Consider the following 23,905-nt stretch of genomic DNA (forward strand, 5'->3'; position numbering starts at 1 on the left):
CGGTGATGCCGCGCGACACGGTCGAGGTCGTCGGCGTCCTTGCCGCCTCGCCGGAGGCGGTGTGGGCCGTCGTCTCCGACTTCTGCGGCAGCTGGCACCCGGCGATCGCCACCATCCGCGCCGAGCGCGATGGCGGCGGCGCGCTTGTCCGCGCCTTCACCGTCCATGGCGAGGACACGCTCTACCGCGAGCGGCTGACCTGGTTCAGCGACAGCGACCGCACGCTCGCCTACACCCATCTTGAGGGGATCGCCGGCGCAGAGGCCTATGACGCCCGCATCGCCGTCAGCGCCGGCGAGCGCGGCGGAAGCGTCGTGCGGTGGAGCGCGACGGTGGCGGCGGCCGAGCCGCGACTGGCGGAGATCTGTGCCGGCACGAAAGCGATCTTCGAGGCAGGGCTTCAGGCGCTCGCCGAGGCAGCCGGCGGGATCGACGGCGCCAGGGCTATCACAGATGAATTGACCCCCACCCCTAACCCCTCCCCACAAGGGGGAGGGGAACCGGCTGGCCTCTCCGCCAGATGCCAATCGTCAACGGTTTCGCATGGCATAGCGGCCGCAAAGTCCCCCTCCCCCTTGTGGGGAGGGGTCAGGGGTGGGGGTACGAAGCAGCGAAGTTCATCGCGGTTTGCCATATGCGATTGCCCTGCCCGCGGCGTGGAGGACATCGTCATTGCTGGCGACCCGGACCTCGCACTGAGTGTAGCTCCGGGTCCCGACCATGGGCCGCTCTGCCTGTTCCTGCATGGCATAGGCGGATCGCGCCACAACTGGCTGCCGCAGTTGCAGGCCGCCGGCAGCCTCATGCGCGCCGCCTCTCTCGACCTGCGCGGTTATGGCGGCAGCGGGCTCGGCCGGCATCAATCGACGGTCGACGATTACTGCGCCGACATCCTTCGCGTACGGGAAGAACTCGGCGCGGATCGGCTGGTGCTGGTCGGCCTGTCCTATGGATCGTGGATCGCGACGTCGTTCGCCATGCGTCACCCGGAACTGCTGGCCGGGCTGGTGCTTTCCGGCGGCTGCACCGGCATGTCGGAGGCCGGGCCGGAGGAGCGCGAGGCGTTCCGCGTCAGCCGGCAGGTGCCGCTCGACCAGGGCCGGACGCCGGCCGACTTCGCGCCGGCGGTGGTGAGCGTGCTTGCCGGCCCGTACGCTTCGGACGCCGTCAAGGCGAAGCTTTTCGAATCGATGGCGGCGATCCCGTCGGCGACCTATCGCGACGCGCTGGCCTGCTTCACCGATCCGCGCGAAAGATTCGATTTCTCGCGCCTGACCATGCCGGTGCTGATGATGACCGGCGAGCACGACCGGCTGGCCCCGCCGGCCGAGATCCGCGGCGTCGCCGAGCGCATCCTGGCCGAGGCGCGACGGCCGGACGTGCGCTACGAGACGATCGCCGATGCCGGGCATGTCTGCAACGTCGAGCAGCCGGAAGCCTACAGCCGTATCCTGCTCGATTTCCTCGGGAGGCTGCCGCGATGACCGCGCTGCCGAAACGCCAGCAGAACAGGATCGAGCGCGAGCGGCGCATTCTCCGGGCTGCGCTGAAGGTCTTTTCCGAAACCGGCTATTCCGGCGCGACCATGGACGCGGTCGCCGTCGAGGCGGGGCTCTCCAAGCCGACGCTCTACCAGTACTTCCAGTCCAAGGAAGCGCTGTTCTCGGCCATGATGCTGGGCGAGCGCGACCGCATGCTGGACGTGTTCGAGCATCCTTCGCCCGGCGGCATGGTCGAGGATCTCCTGGGCTTCGCCTGGGACTACGCCGACACGGTGATGCGGCCGGACATGCTGTCGCTCGCCCGGCTCATCGTCGGCGAGGTGCAGCGCTTTCCCGAGATCGGCCGCGCCTACCAGGAGGTAGGCCCCGACCGCCTGCTGCGCGGCATCATGGATTATCTGGACGGCCAGCGGCGCGCCGGGCGGCTGGCCTTCGAGGATGCCGAGCTTGCCGCCCAGGACCTGTGGGGCCTCATCCTCTCGGCGCCGCGCACGCAGGCGCTCTACATGCCCGACCGCCAGCCCTCGCGGGCCGAGATCGCCCGCTACGTCAACAACGGCCTGCGGGTCTTCCTGAAGGCCTATTCGACCGATCCCGAGGGCGACCTCGCCGAGCTCGAGCCGCTCATCCGCGCCCATTCCGTCAAGCAGGTGGACCATGACAGTTGAGGACTACCTGGCCGACCCGGCCAGCCGCTTCGCCACCGTGGCGATGACCGACACCAATGGCCTCCTGCGCGGTCAGATGGTCTCGGCCGGCAGCCTCAGGGGCATCATGAAGAACGGCATGGGCATGTCGCCGGCGCAACTGGCGCTGGACCCGACCGACGCGATGCTGACGATCCCCGGCGTCAACGACGACAGGGGCGATTTCCACGACGATCCGCTGCAGGTCGATCCCGCCTCGGCGCGCCGCCTGCCGTGGTCGAAGCCGGGGCACGACCTGCTGGTGCTGTCGAACTACACCGGCGCGTCGGCGACAATCTGCCCCCGCGCGATCCTGAAAGCCGTTCTCGCCCGTGCCGCCGAGGCGGGGCTGGTGCCCAAATATGGGATGGAGCTGGAATACACGCTGTTCGACGAGACGCCGGAAAGCGCCAGGGCCAAGGGCTACCGCAACCTCAAGACAGCGACGGCGCATGCCAGCCACGACCTGATCCTCTACCAGGTCGTCCAGACCGAATGGTACGAGGCGGTGGCCGCGATGTGCGAGCCGCTGAGGATCGACCTCGCCAAGATGCACGAGGAGATCGGCGCCGGCTTCATGGAGGCCTGCATCGGCGCCGGCGAAGGCACCGAGCCTGCCGACCAGCTCGTTCTCCTGAAGAACTTCATCCGCGCGCTGGCGCTGCGGCAGGGTCGGTCCGTCACCTTCATGCCGCGCTGGAGCGAGAAGGCCGACAGCCAGTCGATCCATCTTCACGTCAGCCTGAAGGACAAGGCCGGCAAGCCGCTGTTCTGGGACGAGAAGGAGAAGAACGGGGTCAGCCGGACGTTCCGCCACTTCCTCGGCGGCCTGCAGGCCCATGTCGGCGACCTGACGCTGGTGTTTCAGCCGACGGTGAACAGTTTTCGCCGCTTCGCGCCCGGCACCTTCGCGCCGCCCGGCCTGACCTGGGGCTTCGAGAACCGCACCACCTGCTTCCGCCTGGTCGGCCACGACGCGGGGTCGCTGCGTGTCGAGAACCGCCTGCCCGGCGCCGATTGCAACCCGTATCTCTCCGCCGCCGCCACCATCGCCGCCGGCGTCGCCGGCGTCATCGGCGAGATCGAGCCCGATCCGGAGACTATCGGCTCGGGCTATGCGCAGGAGCCGGGCCGCGACTTCGCCCGCTCCATGCCGGAGGCAATCGAGCGGCTGCGCGGCTCCGCCTTCGCCAGGGACTGGCTGGGCGAGCGCTTCGTCGAGGCCTTCACCTCCACCCGCCAGTGCCAGCACGACGAGTTCCGCCGCAAAGTTCCCGACGTGGAGCTGGAGCGGTTCTTCGATCTCGGGTGAACGCCATGGATGCCGACCTGCGCACCCGCTTCGTCGAAGGCATGAGCCGCGTGGCCGCCGCCGTCACGGTGGTCACGACCGACGGCGACGCCGGCCGATACGGGGTCACGGTCTCATCGATGACGTCGGTCTCGGCCGATACGAGCAAGCCCTCGCTGCTGATCAGCGTCCACCATCTGAGCCCGGCCTGCGAGGCGATCCGGCAGAACCGGCGGTTCTGCGCGAACGTGCTCTCCGGCAACCAGAGTTTCGTCTCCGACCTGTTCTCCGGCCGGCTCAAGCATCTCAACGAGGACCGGTTCAGCGCGATCTCCTGGCACGGCGGCGCAACCGGCGCTCCTATCATCGACAATGCGGTCGTCTCGCTCGATTGCGAGCTGAAGACCGCCCTGCTCTGGGGCACGCATTTCATCTTCATCGGCGAGGTCGAGCAGATCGACCTTTCCGCGCAACGCTCGCCGCTCGTCTACGCCAACCGGGGCTACCGGCGCGCCATCCCGATCGCGCCCGATGACCATCAGCCGCAACGGCGGGAAAACCAGCTGCATATCGGCTTCTTCATCACCCTCGGCCCCCAGCTCGTGCCGGCCCTCGTCGCCGACTTCACCAGGGAAAGGCCCGACGTCGAAATCCGCCTGCTGGAAGCGGATCACGACGATCTGGTCGAGCAGATGCGCGCCGGCCGGATCGAGGCCGCGATCACCTTCGGTCCGGTGGAAGAGGCCGACCTCGACGTGGAACTCATAAGCCCGCCCGCCCCTCATGTGCTGGTGGGCACGATGCATCCGCTGGCCGCGCGGTCCAGCCTCAGGCTTGCCGATCTCGCCGAGTTGCCGATGATCATGCTCGACTATCCTTCGGTCCGGACGGCAACCGCCGCCTTGTTCAAGCGCAACCGGCTCCAGCCGCTCGTCCGCCTGCAGTCGCCGTCCTTCGCCATGGTGCGGGGACTGGTCGCGCAAGGCCTGGGATATTCGATCGTCCCGCAGCCGCCGCAATCGAGAACCGGGCCCGAAGGCAAGGAAATTCTGGCCATACCGCTGGAGGAGGATTTTCCGGAGGGCGCGGTGGTTGCGATCGCCCAGCCGGCGGATCGCCGCAGCCAGCTGGCCGGCGACTTTCTCGCAAAGTGCAGGGCGGCCTTCGGGCATGTCCGCCAAGACAAGGAAATCCCGGCTCGACCGGGGCCAGCCGGCTGAACGGGCAACAGCCGGCGCAGGAACCAACCGCGCGGCCGGATGGATCGACAACGGGGAATAAAGCTCAGAGGGGACTATGGACATGAGTAGCGTGGGGACCAATCAACTTCGCAGGAATTCGCTCGGACTGATCGCCGTCACCTTCATGGTGATCTCGGCGGCGGCGCCGCTGACCGGCGTCGCCGGCGCGATGCCGCTGGCGTTCATGCTGGGCAATGGAGCCGGCATTCCGGCGACCTTCATCTTCGTGACGCTGGTCATGCTCGCCTTCGCGGCCGGCTACGTGGCCATGTCGCGGCACGTCACCAATGCCGGTGCCTTCTACGCCTATGCCGCGCGCGGCCTCGGCGGCCGCACCGCGGGTGCAGTGGCGATCGTGGCGCTGGTCGCCTACAACGCCATGCAATTCGGGCTGATCGGCCTTTTGGGCGGCATCGCGGCCGGCGTCTTCGGCGAATTCGGCCTGGTTCTTCCCTGGTGGGGATGGAGCCTCATCGCAATCCTTCTCGTCGGCTTCCTCGGCTACCGGCAGGTGGATCTTTCGGCCAAGGTCCTGGTGGTCATCGTCGCGCTCGAATACCTCGTCGTGCTGATCGTCGATTTCGCCATCATCGGCGCCGGCGGGGCCGCCGGACTGTCGCTGAACCTCTTCGACGCCAATGCGATCTTCTCCGGCTCGCTGACCGCCGCCGTGCTGTTCTGCCTCGGCTCGTTCATCGGCTTCGAGGCGACCACGATCTACGCCGAGGAGGCGCGCGAACCGGAGAAGACCATCCCGCGCGCAACCTATCTGTCCGTGCTGATGATCGGCATCTTTTTCGTCTTCACCACATGGCTGATGATCGTCGGCATCGGCGCCGACCAGCTCGTGCCGACCATCCAGGGCTACGGCGACCCCTCGGCGCTGTTCTTCGATCTGGCGGGCCGCTATGTCGGCGGTCCTGTGCCCGCGATCGCCGGCGTCCTGCTGGTGTCCAGCCTGTTCGCCGCGCTTTCGGCCTTCCACAACTACATCGCCCGCTACAGCTACGTGGCGGGACGCGAGGGACTGCTGCCGGCCGCGTTCGGGCGCACCCATGACGACCATCAGAGCCCTCACATCGGCTCGGTCGTCCAGACGATCGGCGCGCTGCTCGTGCTGGCGGTCTTCGCGGGCCTCGGGCTCGATCCGGTGCTCAACATGTTCACCTGGATCAGCCAGGTGGGAACGCTCGGCGTCCTCGGCATGATGACGGTGACCTCGCTCGCGGTGATCGTCTTCTTCCGCGGCAAGGCGACGGATGCTTCGGCCCTGGCGACCCTCATCCTGCCGGCGGTCTCGGGTCTGATCATGGCGGCGCTGTTCGTCTACATCTTCCTGCATTTCGGCGACCTGACCGGCACGACGGGCGGTGCCCTCGGCATCGTCCTGCCGTCGCTGATCCCCCTAGCCGCGGTCGTGGGCTATCTGCTGGCGGTCCGGCTGGAGAAGGCCGATCCGGCCCGCTTCGCCCGGATGGGCCAGAACCGGTGACGGCCCTGCATTGCCGATTTCACCTTCAACGGGACGGAGGACCATCATGAGCACCAGCGCGCCGAGCGAGCGGACAGCTTTCTATTTCGACGAGAAATGCCTGTGGTTCAGCGCCGGACCGGCGGCGCTGGTCCTGCCGGTCGGCGGCTGGGTGCAGCCGATGGCGAGCGGCGGCCACGCGGATTCGCCCGAGCCGAAGCGGCGCCTCAAATCGCTGATGGACGTGTCCGGCCTGACCGATCGGCTCGACTGGCGCAAGGCGCCCGCCGCCACGCGCGAGGACCTGCTGCGCATCCATCCGGCATCCTATATCGACGCCTTCAGGGCGATGAGCGACGCCGGCGGCGGGGCGCTTCATCCCACCGCGCCGTTTTCGGGCGGCGCCTTCGAGATCGCGCAGCAGTCGGCCGGCCTCGCCATCCAGGCCGTCGGCGACGTGGCTGATGGAAGCTGCCGCACCGCCTATGCCGTGACCCGGCCGTCCGGCCACCACTGCTCGCCGGACACGCCCATGGGCTTCTGCATGTTCGCCAATGTCGCGCTGGCGGTCGAGGCTGCCAAGGCAAGGCACGGCTTGAAGAGGATCGCGGTGCTCGACTGGGACGTGCATCACGGCAACGGCACGGAGGCCTGCTTCTACGGGCGCGGCGACGTGCTGACCATTTCCATCCACCAGGAACATTGTTTTCCGCCCGGTGCGTCCGGCGGCGCTTCCGACGCCGGAGCGGGGGACGGCGCGGGCGCCAACATCAACATCCCGCTCTGGCCCGGCAGCGGGCACGACATGTACCTCGCCGCGATGGAAGGCATAGCCTTGCCGGCGATCCGCGAATTCCGTCCCGACCTGATCGTCGTGGTGAGCGGCTTCGATGCCAACGGCGTCGACCCGCTGGCCCGCATGCTGGCGACCAGCGAGACCTTCCGCACGATGACGCGGCTGGTCAGGCAGGCCGCCACGGAGCTGTGCGACGGCCGGCTGGTCATCGTCCAGGAAGGCGGCTATGCGGAGACCGCCGTGCCCTTCTGCGGCGTGGCTGTCCTGGAAGAGCTTGCCGGCGTGAGCACCGGGGTCGTGGACCCTTATCTCGGCCTGGTCTCGCTCCAGCAGCCCTCGGCGGCGTTCAACGCGGCCCAGCTCGCCGTGCTGAAGCAGCATCCGCGCTATAGCGCGGTCCCCGGCGAAGCAGCCCCGGCAAGCTAGCGGTCCCTCGGAGTGGCAGTCGGACCGCCAAGGTCTGGTCCGCGGTCTGTCAGTCCAAAGCGCGTCGCATCGAATCGAATTCGTACGGCACGCTTTGGTTCTCACGCATCATCTCCAAATCGATCCGCCTTGTTGCGGGATATAACTTGAATGCTATAATCATATTTTAGCGCGCGGCTTTCGCACGGGATCCCTCGGGCGACACCGGGATCATCCCAGCATGGAAGCGACCTTCAGTCCGAGGATGCACAGCTCGACACACGGGTTCTCCGTGGTCGGCGCCTTGAAATGGCGCATGTGGAAAGGCGTCGTCGCCGACGTCTGGGAAGTGGATTGCGCCGTCGATGCGCGCGGCAACTATGTCTCTCCGGACCCTCGCCTGTTCGTGGCGCTGGAGCTCGGCGCCGGCGGCTCCTTCGTCCTCGACCAGCCGGAGATGCGCAGGGTCGACCGGCACGACGCGCCGCTGTCGATGAGCTTCGTGCCGGCCGGAACGCCAATCCTAGGCAGGGCCGAGGGGCTGAAGCGCATGAAGCACCTCGACCTGCACTTCTCGGAGACATCGCTTCTGCAGCGCTTCGGACGCGCGCTGGACCGCGACCGGCTGCGCGAGCCCCGGCTGAGCTTTCAGGACCCGCGCATGGCAAACCTCGCGGCCGCCATCGCCGCCGAATGCGACAACGCCGATCCCTTCCACGATCTCTACGGAGAGGGGCTGGTCAACGCGCTGCTGGCGCTGCTTTTCAAGGTCGAGCGCGAGGCGGGACGGCCCAGGGCCGCGCTTTCGCGGCAGCAGTTGCGCTGCGTCACCGAATTCATCGAGGAGCATTGCTTCGAGCCCATCCGGCTGTCGGATCTTGCAGCACTTGCCGGCGTTTCCGAGAGTTACTTCAGCCACGCCTTCAAGGCCGCGACGGGCGTGCCGCCGCACCGCTGGCACATGCAGACGCGCATAAGGCGCGTCCAGGATCTCCTTTCGCCTGGCTCGGTCCTGACAGAGGTCGCGGCGATGGCGGGATTTGCCGACCAGGCGCACCTCACCCGCGTCTTCAAGGCGGTGGCCGGCGTGACGCCATCCACCTGGATGAAGGCGACATTCGCGCGAAAGCAGTGACATTTCTGCATCATCGACGCGACGAGAACGTCGAAAACGCCAAAAACGAGCAAGAAGGACAGGAACGTCCAAGCCCCACGATATAAGTAGAGTTATGGAGTCCACTTATTCCGGCGCGGTGCCCGCGACGGGGTTTGGGGCTTGCAAGGGGCAATTGATGCGTAGGTTTCGTAGTTTCCTGGCATGCGGCGTGTCCGCCGTCGCGTGGCTTTCGCCGGCCTTGGCGCAGGACAACGGGGCGACCGTGCTGCAGGAGATCACCGTGCAGGGCGAAGGGACCGGCCAGGAAGCCGGCGTCGGACCGGTGAACGGCGTCGTCGCCAAAAAGACGCTGACAGGCTCGAAGGTCGCGACCGACATCAAGGAGATCCCGCAGTCGGTTTCGGTCATCGGCCGCGAGGAGATCGACGAGCAGGGCGCGCAGAAGGCCGACGAGGCATTGCGCTACACGGCCGGCGTGTTCGCGCAGCCCTTCGGCGCCGACAGCGACACCAACTGGATCTACATCCGCGGCTTCGACGCCACCGCGACCGGAACCTACATGGACGGGCTGCAGCTCTTCAGCTACGGCTTCGGCGGCTTCTACGTCGATACGTTCGGGCTGGAGCGGATCGAGGTCCTGAAGGGCCCGGCATCGGTGCTTTACGGCGGCTCCAATCCCGGCGGCCTCGTCAACTATGTCAGCAAGCGCCCGACCTTCGAGCGCAAGCGCTACGTCGAGACGGGCGTCAACGACGCCGGCAACGTCTACATGGGCTTCGACGTCGGCGACGTGACGAGCGACGAGGTCGTCAGCTGGCGCGTCAACGGCCGCGTCGCTGGCGGCGATACCTACAGCGACGACCAGGACGGCTGGCGCGGCTTCATCTCGCCGAGCATCACCTGGCAGCCCGACGAGGGCACGAGGCTTACCATCCTTGCCAACTACACCCATATCGACGAGAACCACGGCGGCGGCAGCTTCCTGCCCTACGACGGAACCGTTCGGGACTACGTCGCCGGAGGCGTGAACTACGGCCGCATCCGCCCCGACTTCAATCCGACCGACACGGACATCGACGAATACAAGCGCGACCAGGGCGGGATCGGCTACGAGTTCGAGCACGCGTTCGACAATGGCTGGACGGTCCGTTCGAACGCCCGCTTCGGCGCGGCCGACATCAACGAGGTCAGCGTCTATCCGTTCGGCTGGGTTGCCGGGACGCCGAACCTGACGCTGATCGACTTCGGCCACGACTCGCAGGTACGGACGTTCCTCGCCGACAACCAGATCGAGGGCAGGTTCGAGACCGGGCCGGTCGAGCACACGCTGCTCGCCGGCGTCGACTACAAATATTACAATCTCGACCATGTGCAGGCGTCGACCTTCGGCCTCACCGCGATCGATCCCTTCACCGGGGAAGTGACGGGCACGCGCGGGGACCGCGCGGTGTACCTCAACCAGGAGATGACGCAGAAGCAGGTCGGCGTCTATGTCCAGGATCAGCTCCGCTTCGCCGACGGCTGGCTGGTGACGCTCAACGGCCGCTATGACTGGGTGGCTATCGACGCGGACAATCGTCCCAACGCCTATGGCACGCCGGCGGATTTCTCCAAGGACGACGGCGCGGCGTCGGGGCGCGCCGGCCTCGCCTATGAGTTCGACAACGGGCTGACGCCCTATGTCAGCGTCGCGACCTTCTTCAATCCGATCTTCGAGACCGACGTGCTCACCGGCCGTCCGTTCGATCCCGAGGAGGGCGTCCAGTACGAGGCGGGCATCAAGTACACGCCCACCTTCATCGACGGCCTGTTCACCCTGTCGGTGTTCGACCTGACCCGCCAGAACGTGCTGACGGCCGAGGCGCCGTCGGCCGAAAATCCGTTCCCGAGCAGCGTCCAGACGGGCGAGGTGCGCTCGCGCGGCTTCGAATTCGAGAGCAAGGTCAACATCACCGAGGACTGGAGGCTCACGGCCGCGGTCACCGCCTACGAGCTCAAGGTAACCAAGGACGCCAACCCGGCTTTGGTCGGCAAGCAGCCCTTCCTCGTGCCGGAGGTGATGGCGTCCATCTGGACCGACTACACCTTCCGGGGCGACGCCTGGTATGACGGCGTCAGCATCGGCGGCGGCGTGCGGTATGTCGGCTCGTCCTATGCCGACAGGGAGAACACGCTGAAGGTTCCGGACGTGACGCTGCTCGACCTGAAGGTCGGCTACAGCCGAGACAATTGGGGCGTCGACCTGAACGTCAGCAACGTCTTCGACAAGGAGTATGTTTCGGGCTGCCAGGGCGTCAACGTCTGCAGCTACGGCGAAGGGCGATCGGTGAAGTTGAAGGCACACGCCAGCTGGTAGGCGGCGGCACCGTCGAATGCATGGTTGGCGGGAACGGCGCGAGCCGTTCCCGCCGCTTCTTGACAGGAACAGGATGATCCCGGCCAGTTCGAACGAACCCCTCTACCGGATCGACGGCGTCAGCTTCGTCGCGGGCGGCCGCGCCATCCTGGAGCCGCTCGACCTGGCGCTGGAACGCTCCCGCATCTACGCGCTGGTCGGGCCGAACGGCTCGGGCAAGAGCTCGCTGGTCAAGCTGCTTGCGCGCCAGCAGGCGCGGAGCGGCGGCGTCATCCGCCTGCTCGGCAGGGACATCGCCGGCTTCGGCGAGCGCGAGTTCGCCCGCACCGTCGCCTACATGCCGCAGTTCACGCCGCCGGCCGAGGCGATGACGGTGCGCGAGCTGGTGGCGCTCGGGCGCTTCCCCTGGCACGGCACGCTCGGGCGGTTCGGCGATGAGGATCATGCAAAGGTCGAAGAAGCGCTGCGCCAGACCGACCTGCAAACCTTCGCCGAACGGCTGGTCGACAGCCTGTCCGGCGGCGAGCGCCAGCGCGCCTGGCTCGCCATGATGCTGGCGCAGGACACGCGCTGCCTGCTGCTGGACGAGCCGACCTCGGCGCTAGACATCGCGCACCAGGCCGAGATTCTCGCGCTGGTCCGCGAGCTGGCCGGCGCGCGCGGCATCACCGTCATGGTCGTGCTGCACGACGTCAACATGGCCGCGCGCTACTGCGACGAGATCATCGCGCTGACCGGCGGCCGGGTCTTTGCCAGGGGCGCGCCGGCGGAGATCGTCCGGCCCGACGTGCTGGCCGCGGTCTACGGCGTCGCCATGGGCACCAGCCCGCATCCGCGGACCGGCGAGCCGCTGGCCTATCTGATCTGAGCCGCATGACCACACCCATCACCAGACGCAGCCTGCTGGCTTCCGCGCTTCTGTCCGCGGCATTGCCCGGCCGGCTGCGCGCGGCGCCGCAAAGCGTCGCGGTGATCGACTGGGGCATGCTGGAGACGACGCTCGCCCTCGGCGTCCAGCCGGCGGCGGGGACCGAGCTCGTCCAGTTCCGGCAGCTCGTGATCGAGCCGGAGCTGCCCGAGGCGATCGCCGACCTCGGCCTGCGCGGCACGCCCAATTACGAGCTGCTGCGCCTCGTCGCGCCGGACCTAATCGTCATCTCGAATTTTTACGAATACCAGCGCGCCGCGCTGGAGCGCGTGGCACCGGTGCTGTCGCTGCCGGTCTACGAAGCCGGAAAGCCGCCCTATCCGCTTGCCGAGCAGGCGGCGGTCGCGCTCGGCGATGCGCTCGGAAGGGTTCAGCAAGCGGCCGCACTCGTCGAGGACACTGCCAACTTCGTGGCGCAGTGCCGGGAGATTCTGCGCCCGCTCGTCGCGCGGCCGGTCTTCGTCGTCAATCTCGGCGATTCCCGGCATTTCCGAGCCTTCGGCGCCGATTCGATGGCCGGCGACGTGCTGACGCGTCTCGGCCTCGCAAATGCCTGGACCGACCCGACCAGCTACAGCGCCGCCGCGCCGGTGGGCATCGAAGCGCTGGCGCGCCAGCCCGACGCGGCGATCGTCGTCATGGCGCCGCTGCCGCCCGAGGTGGCGCGCACGCTGGCCGACAACGCGCTGTGGAACGCGCTGCCGGCCGTGCGGCAGGGCCGCGTCGCCGTCATCGACCCGGTCAACCATTTCGGCGGCCTGCCGTCCGCCCGGCGCTTCGCCCGCCTGCTCACCGATGCCGCCTCCCAATGGGGTCGCGATGGCTGAGCGCAGCACCGTCCTGACGATGCTGTGGGGGCTGCTGGCCGCCGCGGCGCTGGCGCTGTTTGCCCGGCAGGTCGCGGCCGCGTGGCCAGATCCGGCAGTCGCCGGCATGGATGGCGACCTGCAGCGGGTTATCCTCTGGTACACGGTGCTGCCGCGCGCCGCGGTGGCGATCCTGGCGGGCGCCGCGCTCGGCCTCGCCGGCCTGCTGCTGCAGCGCGTGCTGCGCAACCCGCTGGCAGAACCCTCCACGCTCGGCATCTCCGCCGGCGCCCAGCTCGCCATGGCGGTGGCCACCCTCTACGCGCCGGCCGCGATGGCGTGGTCGCAGGGCGCGGTCGCCTTCGCCGGCGGCGTGTTGGCGGTGGCGATCGTCATGGCGCTCACCTGGCGGCGCGGCCTCGAACCGGTGTCGGTGGTGCTTGCCGGCATGATGGTGGCGCTGACCTGCAACGCCGGCAGCGCCGCCCTGATCCTCGCCAATGGCGACTACCTGTTCTCGCTGTTCATCTGGGGCGGCGGCTCGCTGGTGCAGCAGAGCTGGGGACCGGCCGCCGCGATCGCCCCGCCGCTCTGCCTCGGCATCGGAGCGGCACTGCTCATGCTGCGGCCGCTGTCGATCCTCGGCCTCGACGACGCCTCGGCGAAGAATCTCGGACTGGCGCTGAATGCCACGCGCCTGCTGGTCGTCGCGCTTGCCGTGTGGATCGCGACGACGGTGGCGGCGGAGGTCGGCGTCATCGGCTTCGTCGGCCTGGCGGCGCCGGCGCTGGCCATGCTGTCGGGCGCGCGCAGCCTGCGCCAGCGGCTCGTCGCGGCGCCGCTCATCGGCGCCATCCTGTTGTGGCTGACGGACGGGCTGGTGCAGCTCGCCGCCGGCCCGGGCGGCGAACGGGTGCCGACGGGCGCGGCGACCGCACTGCTCGGCGGGCCGCTGCTCCTGTGGCTGCTGCCCCGGCTGAAGATGTTCGAATGGCCGTCGCTCAGCCGCCCGGCCGCCACGGCTCGCCGCAGCGACGCGCCCGGCCGTGTGCTGCTGCCCATCGTTATCGGTACGCTGGTGGCCGCGGCCGTGGCGCTGCTCGTCGGCCAGGGGCCGGACGGCTGGTTCGTCGCGACCGGCCCGCTGCTCTCCGAACTCTGGGAATGGCGCGTGCCCCGGCTCGCGCTGGCGGGGGCGGCGGGCGGCATGCTCGGCGCGGCCGGCGTGGTCATCCAGCGCATGACCGGCAATCCGCTGGCGAGCCCGGAGGTCTTGGGCGTCGGCAGCGGCGCCGGCGCCGGACTTACCGCGGTGATCCTGCTGGACTTCACGGCGGGGCTGGGCTGGCAGCTCGCCGGCTCGGTCGCCGGAGCCTTCCTGGCGCTGCTCGCCATACTGGCGACGGCGGCGCGCAGCCATTTCGGCCCGGAACGGCTGCTCTTGGCCGGCGTCGCCATGAGCGCCCTGTTCAGCGCCGTCTTCACCGCCGTGATCTCGCTCGGCAACGCCCAGTCCTACATCCTGCTGCGCTGGCTGAGCGGTTCCACCAGCGGCGCGACAATGCCGCAGGTGTGGACGGCGGTCGCTCTGCTCGCGGCGACCTGCCTGCCGCTGCTCGCCGTGTCGCGCTGGCTCGACATCCTGCCGCTCGGCGCCGGCACGGCGCGGAGCCTCGGCCTGCCCTTGCGCGGCGCCCGGCTCGTCCTCGTCTCGCTGACAGCCCTCATCACCGCCGGCGCGTCGATGTTCGTCGGCCCGCTGAGCTTCATCGGCCTGATCGCGCCGCATCTGGCGCGGCTGTGCGGCCTTGCCGACGCGCGTCATCACCTCGTCGGCTCGATCCTGTTCGGTGCGGCGGTGATGATGGTGTCGGACTGGCTGGCGCGCATGGTGGCCTTCCCCTATCAAATGCCGGTCGGCCTGTTCGCATCGCTCATCAGCGGACCCTATTTGGTCTACCTGCTCGGCAAAGGAGTCTCGCGTCATGGCTGACATGCCCCGCTTCCTGAAGGCGTCGGCGGAGATCGCGCTGGCCGCGCCCGAGGATGTCATGAAGCGCCTGTGCGCGCATTTCGCGGAGTACGGCCGCGCTGAAGTCCAAGGCCGGTGCGCGCGCATCGACACCGGCTTCGGCGTGGCGGAACTCGAAGCCTGCGAACGCTGCCTGAAAATTTTCGCCGAAGGCCGGGACGACACCGCGCTCGCCTATGTCAAGCTGGCGGTGGCCGAGAACCTGCTCCACCTCGCCGCCGCGGACAGGCCGCGCATCGCCTGGCAAGGCGACGGCGCCGCCGGCAGCCCCCTGCCCTATTTCCGCGAAATGCGGGTCGCGCGCGCCGTCGACATCGGCCCGCACATGCGCCGGCTCACCCTGTCGGGACGCGATCTCGGCCGCTTCGCCGCGGGCGGCCTGCATGTGCGCCTGCTCATCCCGCGCGACCGCGACGCCGTGCCGGCCTGGCCGGTGACGGGCGAGGACGGCCGCCCCTCATGGCCGAGCGAAGCGCGGCCGGACGTGCGCATCTACACAATCCGCCGCATCGACGTGGACCGCGGAGAGGTCGACATCGACTTCGTCCTGCATGACGGCGCCGACATGCCCGGCGCCCGCTTCGCCGCCACTGCGCAGGCAGGCGACCGCGTCGGCATGACCGGCCCGGGCGGCGGCTCGATCGGCAACGCCGACTGGTATCTGCTGGCCGGCGACGAGACGGCGCTGCCGGCCATCGCCCGCATCCTCGAGGAGATGCCGGCCGGCAAGCATGCGGTCGTGCGCATCGAGGTCGGCGACGCGAGCGACGAGCTGCCGTTGCGTTCCGCCGCGACCCTCGACGTCCAGTGGCTGCACCGCGGCGGGTCGCAACCGGGGACGACGGCCCTGCTGGCAGACGGCGTGCGCGACGTCGCCTGGCCGGACGAAACCGTTTCCGCCTTCGCCTGGGCGGGTTGCGAGCACAAGAGTTTCCGCGCCATACGCAGCCATCTCAGGCGCGAGCGAAACCTTCCCCGCGACCGACATCTTGTCGTCGCCTACTGGCGCCGCGGCGCCAGCGGCGACGAAGCCCGCAAAGAGGATTGACGGCGGACGCCGCATATCCGACAGAGCCGCCGCCATGATCCGACGTTTCTTCGAATATTACCGCCCGTGGAAGGGACTGTTCCTTCTCGATTTCTGCTGCGCCGTGCTGTCCGGCCTGCTGGAGCTGGGCTTTCCGATCGCCGTGAAGCTGTTCGTCGACGAACTGCTGCCGACGCAGCAATGGATGATGATCGTGCTGGCCGCCGCCGGACTGCTGTTCATCTACATCGTCAACACGGGCCTGATGGCGGTGGTGGTCTACTGGGGCCACATGCTCGGCATCAACATCGAGACGGAGATGCGGCGGCGCAGCTTCGACCATCTGCAAAAGCTGTCCTTCCGCTTCTACGACGACCACAAGACCGGCCACCTGGTCGCCCGCGTCACCAAGGATCTCGAGGAGATCGGCGAGGTCGCCCATCACGGCCCGGAGGATCTGTTCATCGCCGTGATGACCTTCCTCGGCGCGCTGGCGCTGATGTTCTGGATCGACGCCGAGCTCGCTCTGATCACCGCCGCCGTCATCCCGCTGGTCGCCTGGGTCACCAGCCGCTACGGCGCCCGCATGACCCGCAACTGGCAGGCCATCTACCGGCGCGTCGGCGACTTCAACGTGCGGCTCGAGGAGAACATCGGCGGCATGCGCGTGGTCCAGGCCTTCGGCAACGAGGAGCACGAGCGCGGCCTGTTCGCCAGGGACAACGCCAACTACCGGCAGACCAAGCTCGACGCCTACCGCATCATGGCCGCCAGCACCTCGCTGAGCTACCTGAGCATGCGGCTGATCCAGCTGATCGTGATGATCGCCGGCAGCTATTTCGTGCTGACCGGCGAACTCACCAACGGCGGCTTCGTCAGCTTCCTGCTGCTGGTGAACGTGTTCTTCCGACCGATCGAGAAGATCAATTCGGTGATCGAGACCTATCCCAAGGGCATCGCCGGCTTCCAGCGCTACCTCGACCTGCTCGACACCGAGCCCGACATCGCCGACCGGCCGGGCGCCAAAGCCGTCGGCACGCTGGCCGGCGACATAAGCTACGAGGGCGTCTCCTTCGGCTATGACGACGGCCGCCCCGTCCTCAAGGACATCGACCTGACGATCAACGCCGGCGAGACCGTCGCCTTCGTCGGGCCATCGGGCGCCGGCAAGACCACCATCTGCTCGCTGCTGCCGCGCTTCTACGAATGCCAGGCGGGTGCCATCCGCGTCGACGGCATCGACATCCGCGACATGACGCTGGCATCGCTGCGGGCCAATATCGGCATCGTCCAGCAGGATGTCTTCCTGTTCGGCGGCAGCATCCGCGAGAACATCGCCTATGGCCGGCTGGATGCCCATGAGAGCGACATTGTCGAAGCCGCCCGCCGCGCCCGCCTCGACGGGCTCATCACCTCCCTGCCGGACGGCCTCGACACCATCATCGGCGAGCGCGGCGTAAAGCTGTCCGGCGGGCAGAAGCAGCGGCTGGCGATCGCCCGCATGTTTTTGAAGAACCCACCGATCCTGATCCTCGACGAGGCCACCTCGGCGCTCGACATACAGACGGAGCGCGAGATCCAGGCATCACTGACGGAGCTTTCGCAGGGCCGCACGACGCTCGTCATCGCGCATCGCCTGGCGACGATCCGCCATGCCGACCGCATCGTCGTGGTGGCGGAAACCGGGATCGTCGAAACCGGCTCCCACGCCGAACTCGTCGGCCGCGGCGGACTGTACAGCCGGCTGGACGCGGCCCAGCAGGGCGCCTTCATGAGGACGGGCGGGGACTGATTTTCGCGCGCACGGCGTCCGCGCGCCACAGAATCACCCTGCGGCGCGCTGGCTGCCGTATCAGGCCGGGAACAGGAATGCGGCGGCGGGATCGAAGAACACCCGGCGGCCGCCCGAGGCGCCGCCCCGATGCGCGTCCGCCATGTCTGACGTCGGCCTGATGTCGATCTCCTGCCCGGAGGCGGTGCGCGCCACTACCCGGCGCCGCTCGCCGAAGAAGGCGGTGTCGACGAACTCCACCGCCAGCCCGGCGCAGGCATGGTCCGGCGTGAGACGGAAGGCCTCCGGCCGCACCATCAGCCTCGCCTTCTGGCCCCGGCCGAAATCGTGATTGACTCTCACGCCGGACACGACCGAACCGTCTGCGAGCCGGATCGTCGCCGCGCCATCGGCCGTCTCTAGGCATTCGGCCGGCAGGAAATTCGAGTTGCCGATGAAGCCGGCGACGAAGTCGGTTGCCGGGCGCAGGTAGAGATCCTCGCCGCTGCCGATCTGCTCGATGCGCCCATCCCTGAACAGGGCGATGCGGTCGGAAAGGTGCAGCGCCTCGTCCTGGTCGTGCGTGACATACAGGATCGTCACGCCGGTTTCGCGATGGATCCGGCGGATTTCCGCCTGGATTTCCTCGCGAAGCTTCTTGTCCAGGGCGGAAAGCGGCTCATCCATCAAAAGAATCGGTGGATCGTAGGCGAGCGCCCGCGCCAGCGCCACCCGCTGCTGCTGGCCGCCCGACAGAGCGCCCGGGCGCCGGTCGGCGAACCCTTCGAGCCGCACCAGCGCCAGCATGTCGCCGACCTTGCGCTTCACCTCGGCGTCCGGCCGGCGGCGGACACGGAGCGGGAACGCGACGTTCTCGGCGACGCTGAGATGCGGAAACAGCGTGTAGCGCTGGAACACCATGCCGATGTTGCGCTTGTGCGGCGGCACCAACAGGAGCGAGGCGCCCTCCAGCAGGACGTCGCCCGAGGTCGGGTCCTGGAAGCCGGCGATGGCGTAGAGCGTGGTCGACTTGCCGGAGCCCGACGGGCCGAGGAAGGTGAGGAACTCGCCTTTCGGGATATCGACGGTGACGTCGTGCACCGCCACGACGCTGCCGAACGTCTTGCGGATGGCGCGTATGGCGAGGAACGGCTGGGTCATTTCGAGAACCTCCAGCGGATCAGCGCCGCTGCGATCATGAGCAACAGGGTCAGCAGGACGAGCAGGCTGGACGCGGCGGCGATCACCGGGCTGAGATCCTGGCGCAGGCTGCCCCAGATCTTGACCGGCAGGGTCTGCAGCGTCGGGCTGGCCATGAAGATGGCGACCACCACCTCGTCCCAGGAGGCGAGAAAGGCGAAGATCGCCGCCGAGAAGATGCCGATCCTGATCGACGGCAGGGTGATCCGCAGCTTCGCCTCGAGCGGGCTGGCGCCGCAGACGATCGCGGCGTCCTCGATGGTCTTGTCGAAACCTTCCAGCGCCGTGGCGATCGGGATGATGGCGAAGGGCAGCGCCAGCACCGTGTGGGCGATGACGAAGCCGACCGTCGTACCGCCCAGTCCGAGCCGCAGGAAGAAGGCATAGATGGCGACCGCGAAGACGACGACCGGCAGCACCATCGGCGTCAGCAGCAGCCCGCGCAGCACGTTGCGCCCGCGAAACTCGCCGCGCACCAGCGCGAAGGAGGCGAACAGCCCGATGACGACCGCCAGCGCGGCGGCAATCGCCGCGATGCGCATGCTGGTCAGCGCCGCGCCGAGCCAGGCCGGATCGGCCAGCAACTCGCCGTACCATTTCAGCGTCCAGCCTGGCGGCGGGAAGGCGAGCCAGCGCGACGACCCGAAGGACAGGAGCACGATGAACACTACCGGCAGCAGCAGGAAGGCGGTCACCAGCCCGGTGATGCCGAGAAGCATCACGCGCAGCCAGCCCATGCGGTCGTAGTCGAGCAGCACCTCAGGCCCCTCCCCCCACACGCCTGGCGCCGACGAGCCGCAGCTGCAGCGCGTAGAGCGCCATGGTCACGGCAAGCAGGACGAAGGCGGCGGCGCTGCCGAGGCCCCAGTTGAGCAGCGACTGGATCATCTGGGCGATCATCTCGGCCAGCATCATGTTCGACGTGCCGCCGAGCAGCGCCGGCGTGACGAAATAGCCGAGCGACATGACGAAGACCATGAGGCCGCCGGCGGCGACACCGGGAAGCGACAGCGGCAGCAGGATGCGGCGGAAGGCGGCGAAGGGGCTCGCGCCGCACAGCGCCGCGGCGCGCAGCGTCATCGGGTCGATGGCCCGCAAGGTGCCGACCAGCGGCAGGATCATGAACGGCAGCATGATGTAGACCATGCCGATGGTGACGCCGGTCAGGTTGTTGATGAGCGGCAGCGGCTCGTCGATGATGCCGAGGCCGATCAGCGTCCGATTGATGACGCCGGTGCGCTGCAACAGGACCATCCAGGCATAGGTGCGCGTGAGCAGGTTGGTCCACATCGACAGGATGATGACGCCGAAGACGATCGAGCCGAGAGCGGGCGGCATGATCGCCAGCATCCAGGCGACGGGAAACGCCACGACGATTGTGACGGCGGTGACCACCGACGCGACCAGGAAGGTGTTGAGGAATATCCGGGCATAGGTGCCGTCGCCGAACAGGGTCGCGTAGTTCTGCAGGCCTGGCTCCGGCTCGGTGACGCTGCGCAGCAGCAGCGCCACGACGGGCACAACGAAAAACAGGGTGACCAGGACTAGGGCGGGGAGCGCGCCGCCCAGTCCCGCGGGAAATCCGAAAGGCGCTTTGCCCGGCATGGCAGCGGTCCCGGCTTGCCCCGCGGGAGCCTTCGACTCCCGCAGGGTCAGGTTGACGTCCGCCACGCTATTGCGCCTGCCAGGCGTACCAGCGCGTCGCGATCGAATCGCGGTTCTCGGCCCAGTAGTTCATGTCGAGATTGATCTGCCCGTCGACAAAGGCGTCCGGCAGCGACTTGACCACCTCTTCCGGCATCTCCGCCTTGGCCGCGGTGTTGATCGGCGCGTAGCCGCTCGCCTCGGCGAAGCTCGCCTGCGCCGAGGGGCTGGTGGCGGCGGCGAGGAACTTCATCGCCAGATCCTTGTTCTTGGCGCCCTTGGGGACGACCAGCACGTCGGCCGCCGTCATGTTCTGGTTCCACGACACGCCGACATCGGCGCCCTCTTCCTGCAGCGCGAACACGCGGCCGTTCCAGAGCTGCCCGAACGTCGCCTCGCCCGAGGCGATGAGCTGCTGCGACTGCGCCCCGCCGCTCCACCAGACGATCTCCGGCTTGATGGTGTCCAGCTTCTTGAAGGCGCGGTCGAGGTCGAGCGGATAGAGCTTGTCGGCCGGCACCCCATCGGCCAGCAACGCGATCTCGATGACGCCCGGGGCCGACCATTTGTAGAAGGTCCGCTTGCCCGGGTATTTCGTCAGGTCAAACATGTCGGCCCATCCGGCCGGCTCGCCGGACACGGCGCCCTTGTTCCAGGCGAGCACGAACGAATAGTAGAAGCTGCCGACTGCATGATCGGTGGTGAAGCGCGGATCGAGATCGGCCTTGGGCACCACGTTGAAATCGATCGGCTCGAGCAGGCCGTCCTTCGCCGCCTTGATGGCGAAATCCATCTCGACGTCGATCACGTCCCAGCTCACGCTGCCGCTGTCGACCATGGCCTTCAGCTTGCCGTAGTCGGTCGGGCCGTCCTGCAAGACCTTGATCCCGGTTTCGGCGGTGAACGGCTCCGCCCAGGATTTGGCCTGCGCTTCCTGTGTGGTGCCGCCCCAGCTCGTGAACACCATTTCCTCGGCCTGTGCGGCGGTGGCGGCCAGAAGCCCGGCCATGATGCCGGCCAGTACAAGTTTCATGTCATTCTCCTCTGTGGTTTGTTCTGATTTTGCTCTTGCTTCACTGTTGGCGCTCCCCATCCGAGCGCCTACCTTCACCGCATCACGAACGGGTCGGGGATCGGCTCGTCGGAGGTCCGGATCCAGACGGATTTCGAGCGCGTGTAGTCGCGGATGGCGTCCAGCCCGCCTTCCCGGCCGAGGCCGGACAGGCCGTAACCGCCGAAGGGCACCAGCGGCGAGACGGCCCTGTAGGTGTTGACCCAGACGACGCCGGCGTGAATGCCGCGCGCCATGCGGTGCGCCTTGCCGAGATTGGTGGTGAAGACGCCCGACGCGAGGCCGAACGGCGTGTCGTTGGCGAGCGTCAGCGCCTCGGCCTCGGTATCGAACGGCAGCACGCTCAGCACCGGGCCGAACAGCTCCTCGCGCACGCAAGGCAGGTCGGGGCTGCCGGCGTCGATGATCGTCGGGGCGTAGTAGAAGCCGCTCGCGCCGCCCTCGGGCCTTTTTCCGCCGGTGACGAGCTTGCCGCCTTTCGCCAGGCTTTCGGCCACGATCGCCTCGATCCTTTCGCGCTGGCGTACCGTAGCCAGCGGCCCCATTTCGGTGGCCGGATCCTGCGGGTCGCCGATGCTGATGGTTTCCGCCTTCCGCTTCAGGCTATCCAGAAATGCCTCCTTGACGGAGCGCTCGACCAGCAGCCGCGAGCCGGCGACGCAGCTCTGGCCGCTCGCGGCGAATATGCCGGCAACGACGGCGTTGGCGGCGCTATCCAGGTCGGCGTCGGCGAACACGACGACCGGGCTCTTCCCGCCGAGCTCGAGCGTCGTGTAGGCGAGGTTTTCGGCGGTGTTGCGGACGATCTCGCGCGCGGTGGACGGGCCGCCGGTGAAGGCGACGCGCGCGACCAGCGGATGGCCGGTGAGACGCCGGCCGCAATCCTGGCCGAAACCGGTGAGGATGTTCACGCTTCCGGCCGGAAAGCCCGCTTCATCGACCAGTTCGGCGAAGGCCAGCAACGGCGCCGGGCCCTCCTCCGACGCCTTGAGCACGACGGTGCAGCCGGCGGCGAGCGCCGGGCCGAGCTTGACGGCGGACAGGAAGAGCTGCGAGTTCCACGGCACCACCGCGGCGACCACGCCGATCGGCTCCGGCCGTACCGTCACCTCCATGTCCGCCTTGTCGATGGGAACGTAGGCGCCCTCGTGCTTGTCGGCGAGGCCGCCGTAATAGCGGTAGTAATCGCCGACATAGGCGATCTGCGCCCGGGTCTCGCGGATGATCTTGCCGGTGTCGCGGGTCTCGAGCTCGGCCAGCCAGTCGGCATTGGCGGCGACGAGATCGCCCAGGCGCACCAAAAGCTTGCCGCGGGCGGTCGCCGTCATCGACGCCCACGGCCCGGAGCGCAGCGCCCGGTGCGCGGCTTCGACGGCGCGGTCGACGTCGGCCGCCGTTGCCGCCGGCATCGTCGCCCAGGCCGCACCCGTCGACGGATCGACGCTGTCGAAGGTCGCCGCGGCCTCGGCGAACCGGCCGTCTATGTAGTTGCGGAATGCGGCTGCGGTCATCACCATCTCGCTTACTGGAAAGCCGGCATCACCCTGTCGACGAAGAGCTGAAGCGACTTCTTCTTGCGCTCGTGCGAGAGGCCGCTGTCGATCCAGATGGAATACTGATCGTAGCCGAGCGCCTCATACGCCTTCAGGCGGGCGATCACCGCGTCGGCCTCGCCGATCACCAGGTTCCGCCTAATCGTCTCCGGTGCATATTGCGGCATGGCCGCGATCTCGTCTTCGGTCAGCGCTTCGAGGAACCCCTGGCGCACCGGCTTCTTGTTCTGGAACCACGCCCCGAACTGGCAGTAGAAATTCGACAGGTCGCCGGTCAGCCGTTCGGTCTCGGCGGCATCCTCCGCGACGAAGGTATGCATCAAGAGCATGATCTGCGGCCGCTCCACCTCGGGGTGCGCGGCGCAGGCGTCGTTGAAGCGCTCCATCAGGCTGGCCACCTCCGCGTCGCCCGACGCGAGCGGCGTCACCTGCACGTTGCACCCGCCGGCCACGGCGAAATCGTGCGAATTGGGATCGCGGGCGGCCACCCAGATCGGCGGATAGGGAGTCTGCACCGGCTTGGGCGACGACGTCGTGGCGGGGAACGACCAGAACTCCCCGGACATCTCGAAATCGCCGTCCCACAGGCCCCGGATCGCCGGGATGATCTCGCGCATGCGCTGGCCGGCACCCCACGCGTCGAGACCCGGCGACAGCCGCTGATATTCGTAGCTGTAGGCGCCGCGCGCGATGCCGATGTCGAGCCGGCCGCCGGTGGCGACGTCGGCCATCGCTGCCTCGCCGGCAAGCTTGATGGGATGCCAGAAGGGGGCGACGATGGTGCCGGTGCCCAGGCGGATGCGCTTCGTCCTGGCGCCGAGATAGGCGATGTTGATGAACGGGTTTGGCGAGATGGTGAACTCCATCCCGTGATGCTCGCCGATCCAGGCCGCCTCGAAGCCCGCGTCCTCCGCCATCAGCACGAACTCCTCCAGCTCCGCCAGCAGCTCGACATGCGGCTTCGCCGGATCGGAACGTTCCATATGCACGAAAAGCGAGAACTTCAT

Annotated in this window: 19 protein-coding genes; 13 read left to right on the forward strand and 6 right to left on the reverse strand. The window is 68.1% G+C overall.

Annotated features, from left to right (window positions below; translation table 11 throughout):
* Positions 1–5 precede the first annotated feature (5 nt).
* The 13 genes from AC5JDC_RS12025 to AC5JDC_RS12085 all read left to right on the forward strand — a co-directional run bounded on the left by AC5JDC_RS12025 (position 6) and on the right by AC5JDC_RS12085 (position 17,450).
* Positions 6–1,484, forward strand: a complete 1,479-nt coding sequence (locus AC5JDC_RS12025) for an alpha/beta fold hydrolase (RefSeq protein ID WP_495841554.1) — start codon at positions 6–8, stop codon at positions 1,482–1,484.
* On the forward strand, positions 1,481–2,170 hold the full coding sequence (locus AC5JDC_RS12030) for a TetR/AcrR family transcriptional regulator (protein ID WP_106774607.1): 690 nt from the start codon (positions 1,481–1,483) through the stop codon (positions 2,168–2,170). The genes AC5JDC_RS12025 and AC5JDC_RS12030 overlap by 4 nt, the downstream gene beginning before the upstream one ends.
* Complete coding sequence (locus AC5JDC_RS12035; protein ID WP_495841555.1) at positions 2,160–3,500, forward strand: glutamine synthetase family protein; 1,341 nt, start codon at positions 2,160–2,162, stop codon at positions 3,498–3,500. Before AC5JDC_RS12030 ends, AC5JDC_RS12035 begins: the two co-directional genes overlap by 11 nt.
* Before the next feature lie 5 nt (positions 3,501–3,505).
* On the forward strand, positions 3,506–4,699 hold the full coding sequence (locus tag AC5JDC_RS12040; protein WP_495841556.1) for a LysR substrate-binding domain-containing protein: 1,194 nt from the start codon (positions 3,506–3,508) through the stop codon (positions 4,697–4,699).
* A gap of 82 nt (positions 4,700–4,781) precedes the next feature.
* A complete protein-coding gene (locus tag AC5JDC_RS12045) occupies positions 4,782–6,212 on the forward strand; it encodes an APC family permease (RefSeq protein ID WP_495841557.1) in 1,431 nt (476 codons plus the stop codon).
* A 46-nt stretch (positions 6,213–6,258) separates the two neighbouring features.
* Positions 6,259–7,413, forward strand: coding sequence for a class II histone deacetylase (locus AC5JDC_RS12050; RefSeq protein ID WP_495841558.1), 1,155 nt, complete (start codon positions 6,259–6,261; stop codon positions 7,411–7,413).
* A 220-nt stretch (positions 7,414–7,633) separates the two neighbouring features.
* Positions 7,634–8,527 carry a helix-turn-helix domain-containing protein gene (locus tag AC5JDC_RS12055; protein WP_495841559.1) on the forward strand — a complete coding sequence of 298 codons (894 nt, stop codon included), beginning with the start codon at positions 7,634–7,636 and terminating at the stop codon, positions 8,525–8,527.
* A 157-nt stretch (positions 8,528–8,684) separates the two neighbouring features.
* The gene (locus AC5JDC_RS12060; protein WP_495841560.1) at positions 8,685–10,865 is read left to right on the forward strand and encodes a TonB-dependent siderophore receptor; all 2,181 of its coding nucleotides are present in this window, start codon (positions 8,685–8,687) and stop codon (positions 10,863–10,865) included.
* A 73-nt stretch (positions 10,866–10,938) separates the two neighbouring features.
* Positions 10,939–11,733, forward strand: coding sequence for an ABC transporter ATP-binding protein (locus tag AC5JDC_RS12065; protein ID WP_495841561.1), 795 nt, complete (start codon positions 10,939–10,941; stop codon positions 11,731–11,733).
* Positions 11,734–11,738: 5 nt separating this feature from the next.
* Positions 11,739–12,620, forward strand: a complete 882-nt coding sequence (locus AC5JDC_RS12070; RefSeq protein WP_495841562.1) for an iron-siderophore ABC transporter substrate-binding protein — start codon at positions 11,739–11,741, stop codon at positions 12,618–12,620.
* Positions 12,613–14,592 (forward strand): Fe(3+)-hydroxamate ABC transporter permease FhuB, encoded by a 1,980-nt coding sequence (gene fhuB / locus AC5JDC_RS12075; RefSeq protein ID WP_495841563.1) that lies wholly within the window; start codon positions 12,613–12,615, stop codon positions 14,590–14,592. Before AC5JDC_RS12070 ends, fhuB begins: the two co-directional genes overlap by 8 nt.
* Entirely contained in the window at positions 14,585–15,679 is a 1,095-nt protein-coding gene (locus AC5JDC_RS12080) for a DUF2218 domain-containing protein (RefSeq protein ID WP_495841564.1), read from the forward strand. Before fhuB ends, AC5JDC_RS12080 begins: the two co-directional genes overlap by 8 nt.
* 34 nt (positions 15,680–15,713) lie before the next feature.
* Positions 15,714–17,450: an ABC transporter ATP-binding protein gene (locus AC5JDC_RS12085; protein ID WP_495841565.1), complete on the forward strand. Its 1,737-nt coding sequence runs from the start codon at positions 15,714–15,716 to the stop codon at positions 17,448–17,450.
* 60 nt (positions 17,451–17,510) lie between these two features.
* Here AC5JDC_RS12085 and AC5JDC_RS12090 read toward each other — a convergent pair whose 3' ends face one another.
* The 6 genes from AC5JDC_RS12090 to AC5JDC_RS12115 all read right to left on the reverse strand — a co-directional run bounded on the left by AC5JDC_RS12090 (position 17,511) and on the right by AC5JDC_RS12115 (position 23,905).
* Positions 17,511–18,590, reverse strand: coding sequence for an ABC transporter ATP-binding protein (locus AC5JDC_RS12090; protein WP_495841566.1), 1,080 nt, complete (start codon positions 18,588–18,590; stop codon positions 17,511–17,513).
* A complete protein-coding gene (locus AC5JDC_RS12095) occupies positions 18,587–19,387 on the reverse strand; it encodes an ABC transporter permease (RefSeq protein WP_495841567.1) in 801 nt (266 codons plus the stop codon). The genes AC5JDC_RS12090 and AC5JDC_RS12095 overlap by 4 nt, the downstream gene beginning before the upstream one ends.
* A gap of 1 nt (position 19,388) precedes the next feature.
* Entirely contained in the window at positions 19,389–20,234 is an 846-nt protein-coding gene (locus AC5JDC_RS12100) for an ABC transporter permease (RefSeq protein WP_495841568.1), read from the reverse strand.
* A 67-nt stretch (positions 20,235–20,301) separates the two neighbouring features.
* Complete coding sequence (locus tag AC5JDC_RS12105; protein ID WP_495841569.1) at positions 20,302–21,306, reverse strand: ABC transporter substrate-binding protein; 1,005 nt, start codon at positions 21,304–21,306, stop codon at positions 20,302–20,304.
* 74 nt (positions 21,307–21,380) lie between these two features.
* The gene (locus AC5JDC_RS12110) at positions 21,381–22,856 is read right to left on the reverse strand and encodes an aldehyde dehydrogenase (RefSeq protein WP_495841570.1); all 1,476 of its coding nucleotides are present in this window, start codon (positions 22,854–22,856) and stop codon (positions 21,381–21,383) included.
* 11 nt (positions 22,857–22,867) lie between these two features.
* Positions 22,868–23,905, reverse strand: a complete 1,038-nt coding sequence (locus tag AC5JDC_RS12115; RefSeq protein ID WP_495841571.1) for an LLM class flavin-dependent oxidoreductase — start codon at positions 23,903–23,905, stop codon at positions 22,868–22,870.

This window comes from Kumtagia sp. (genome assembly GCF_059502445.1).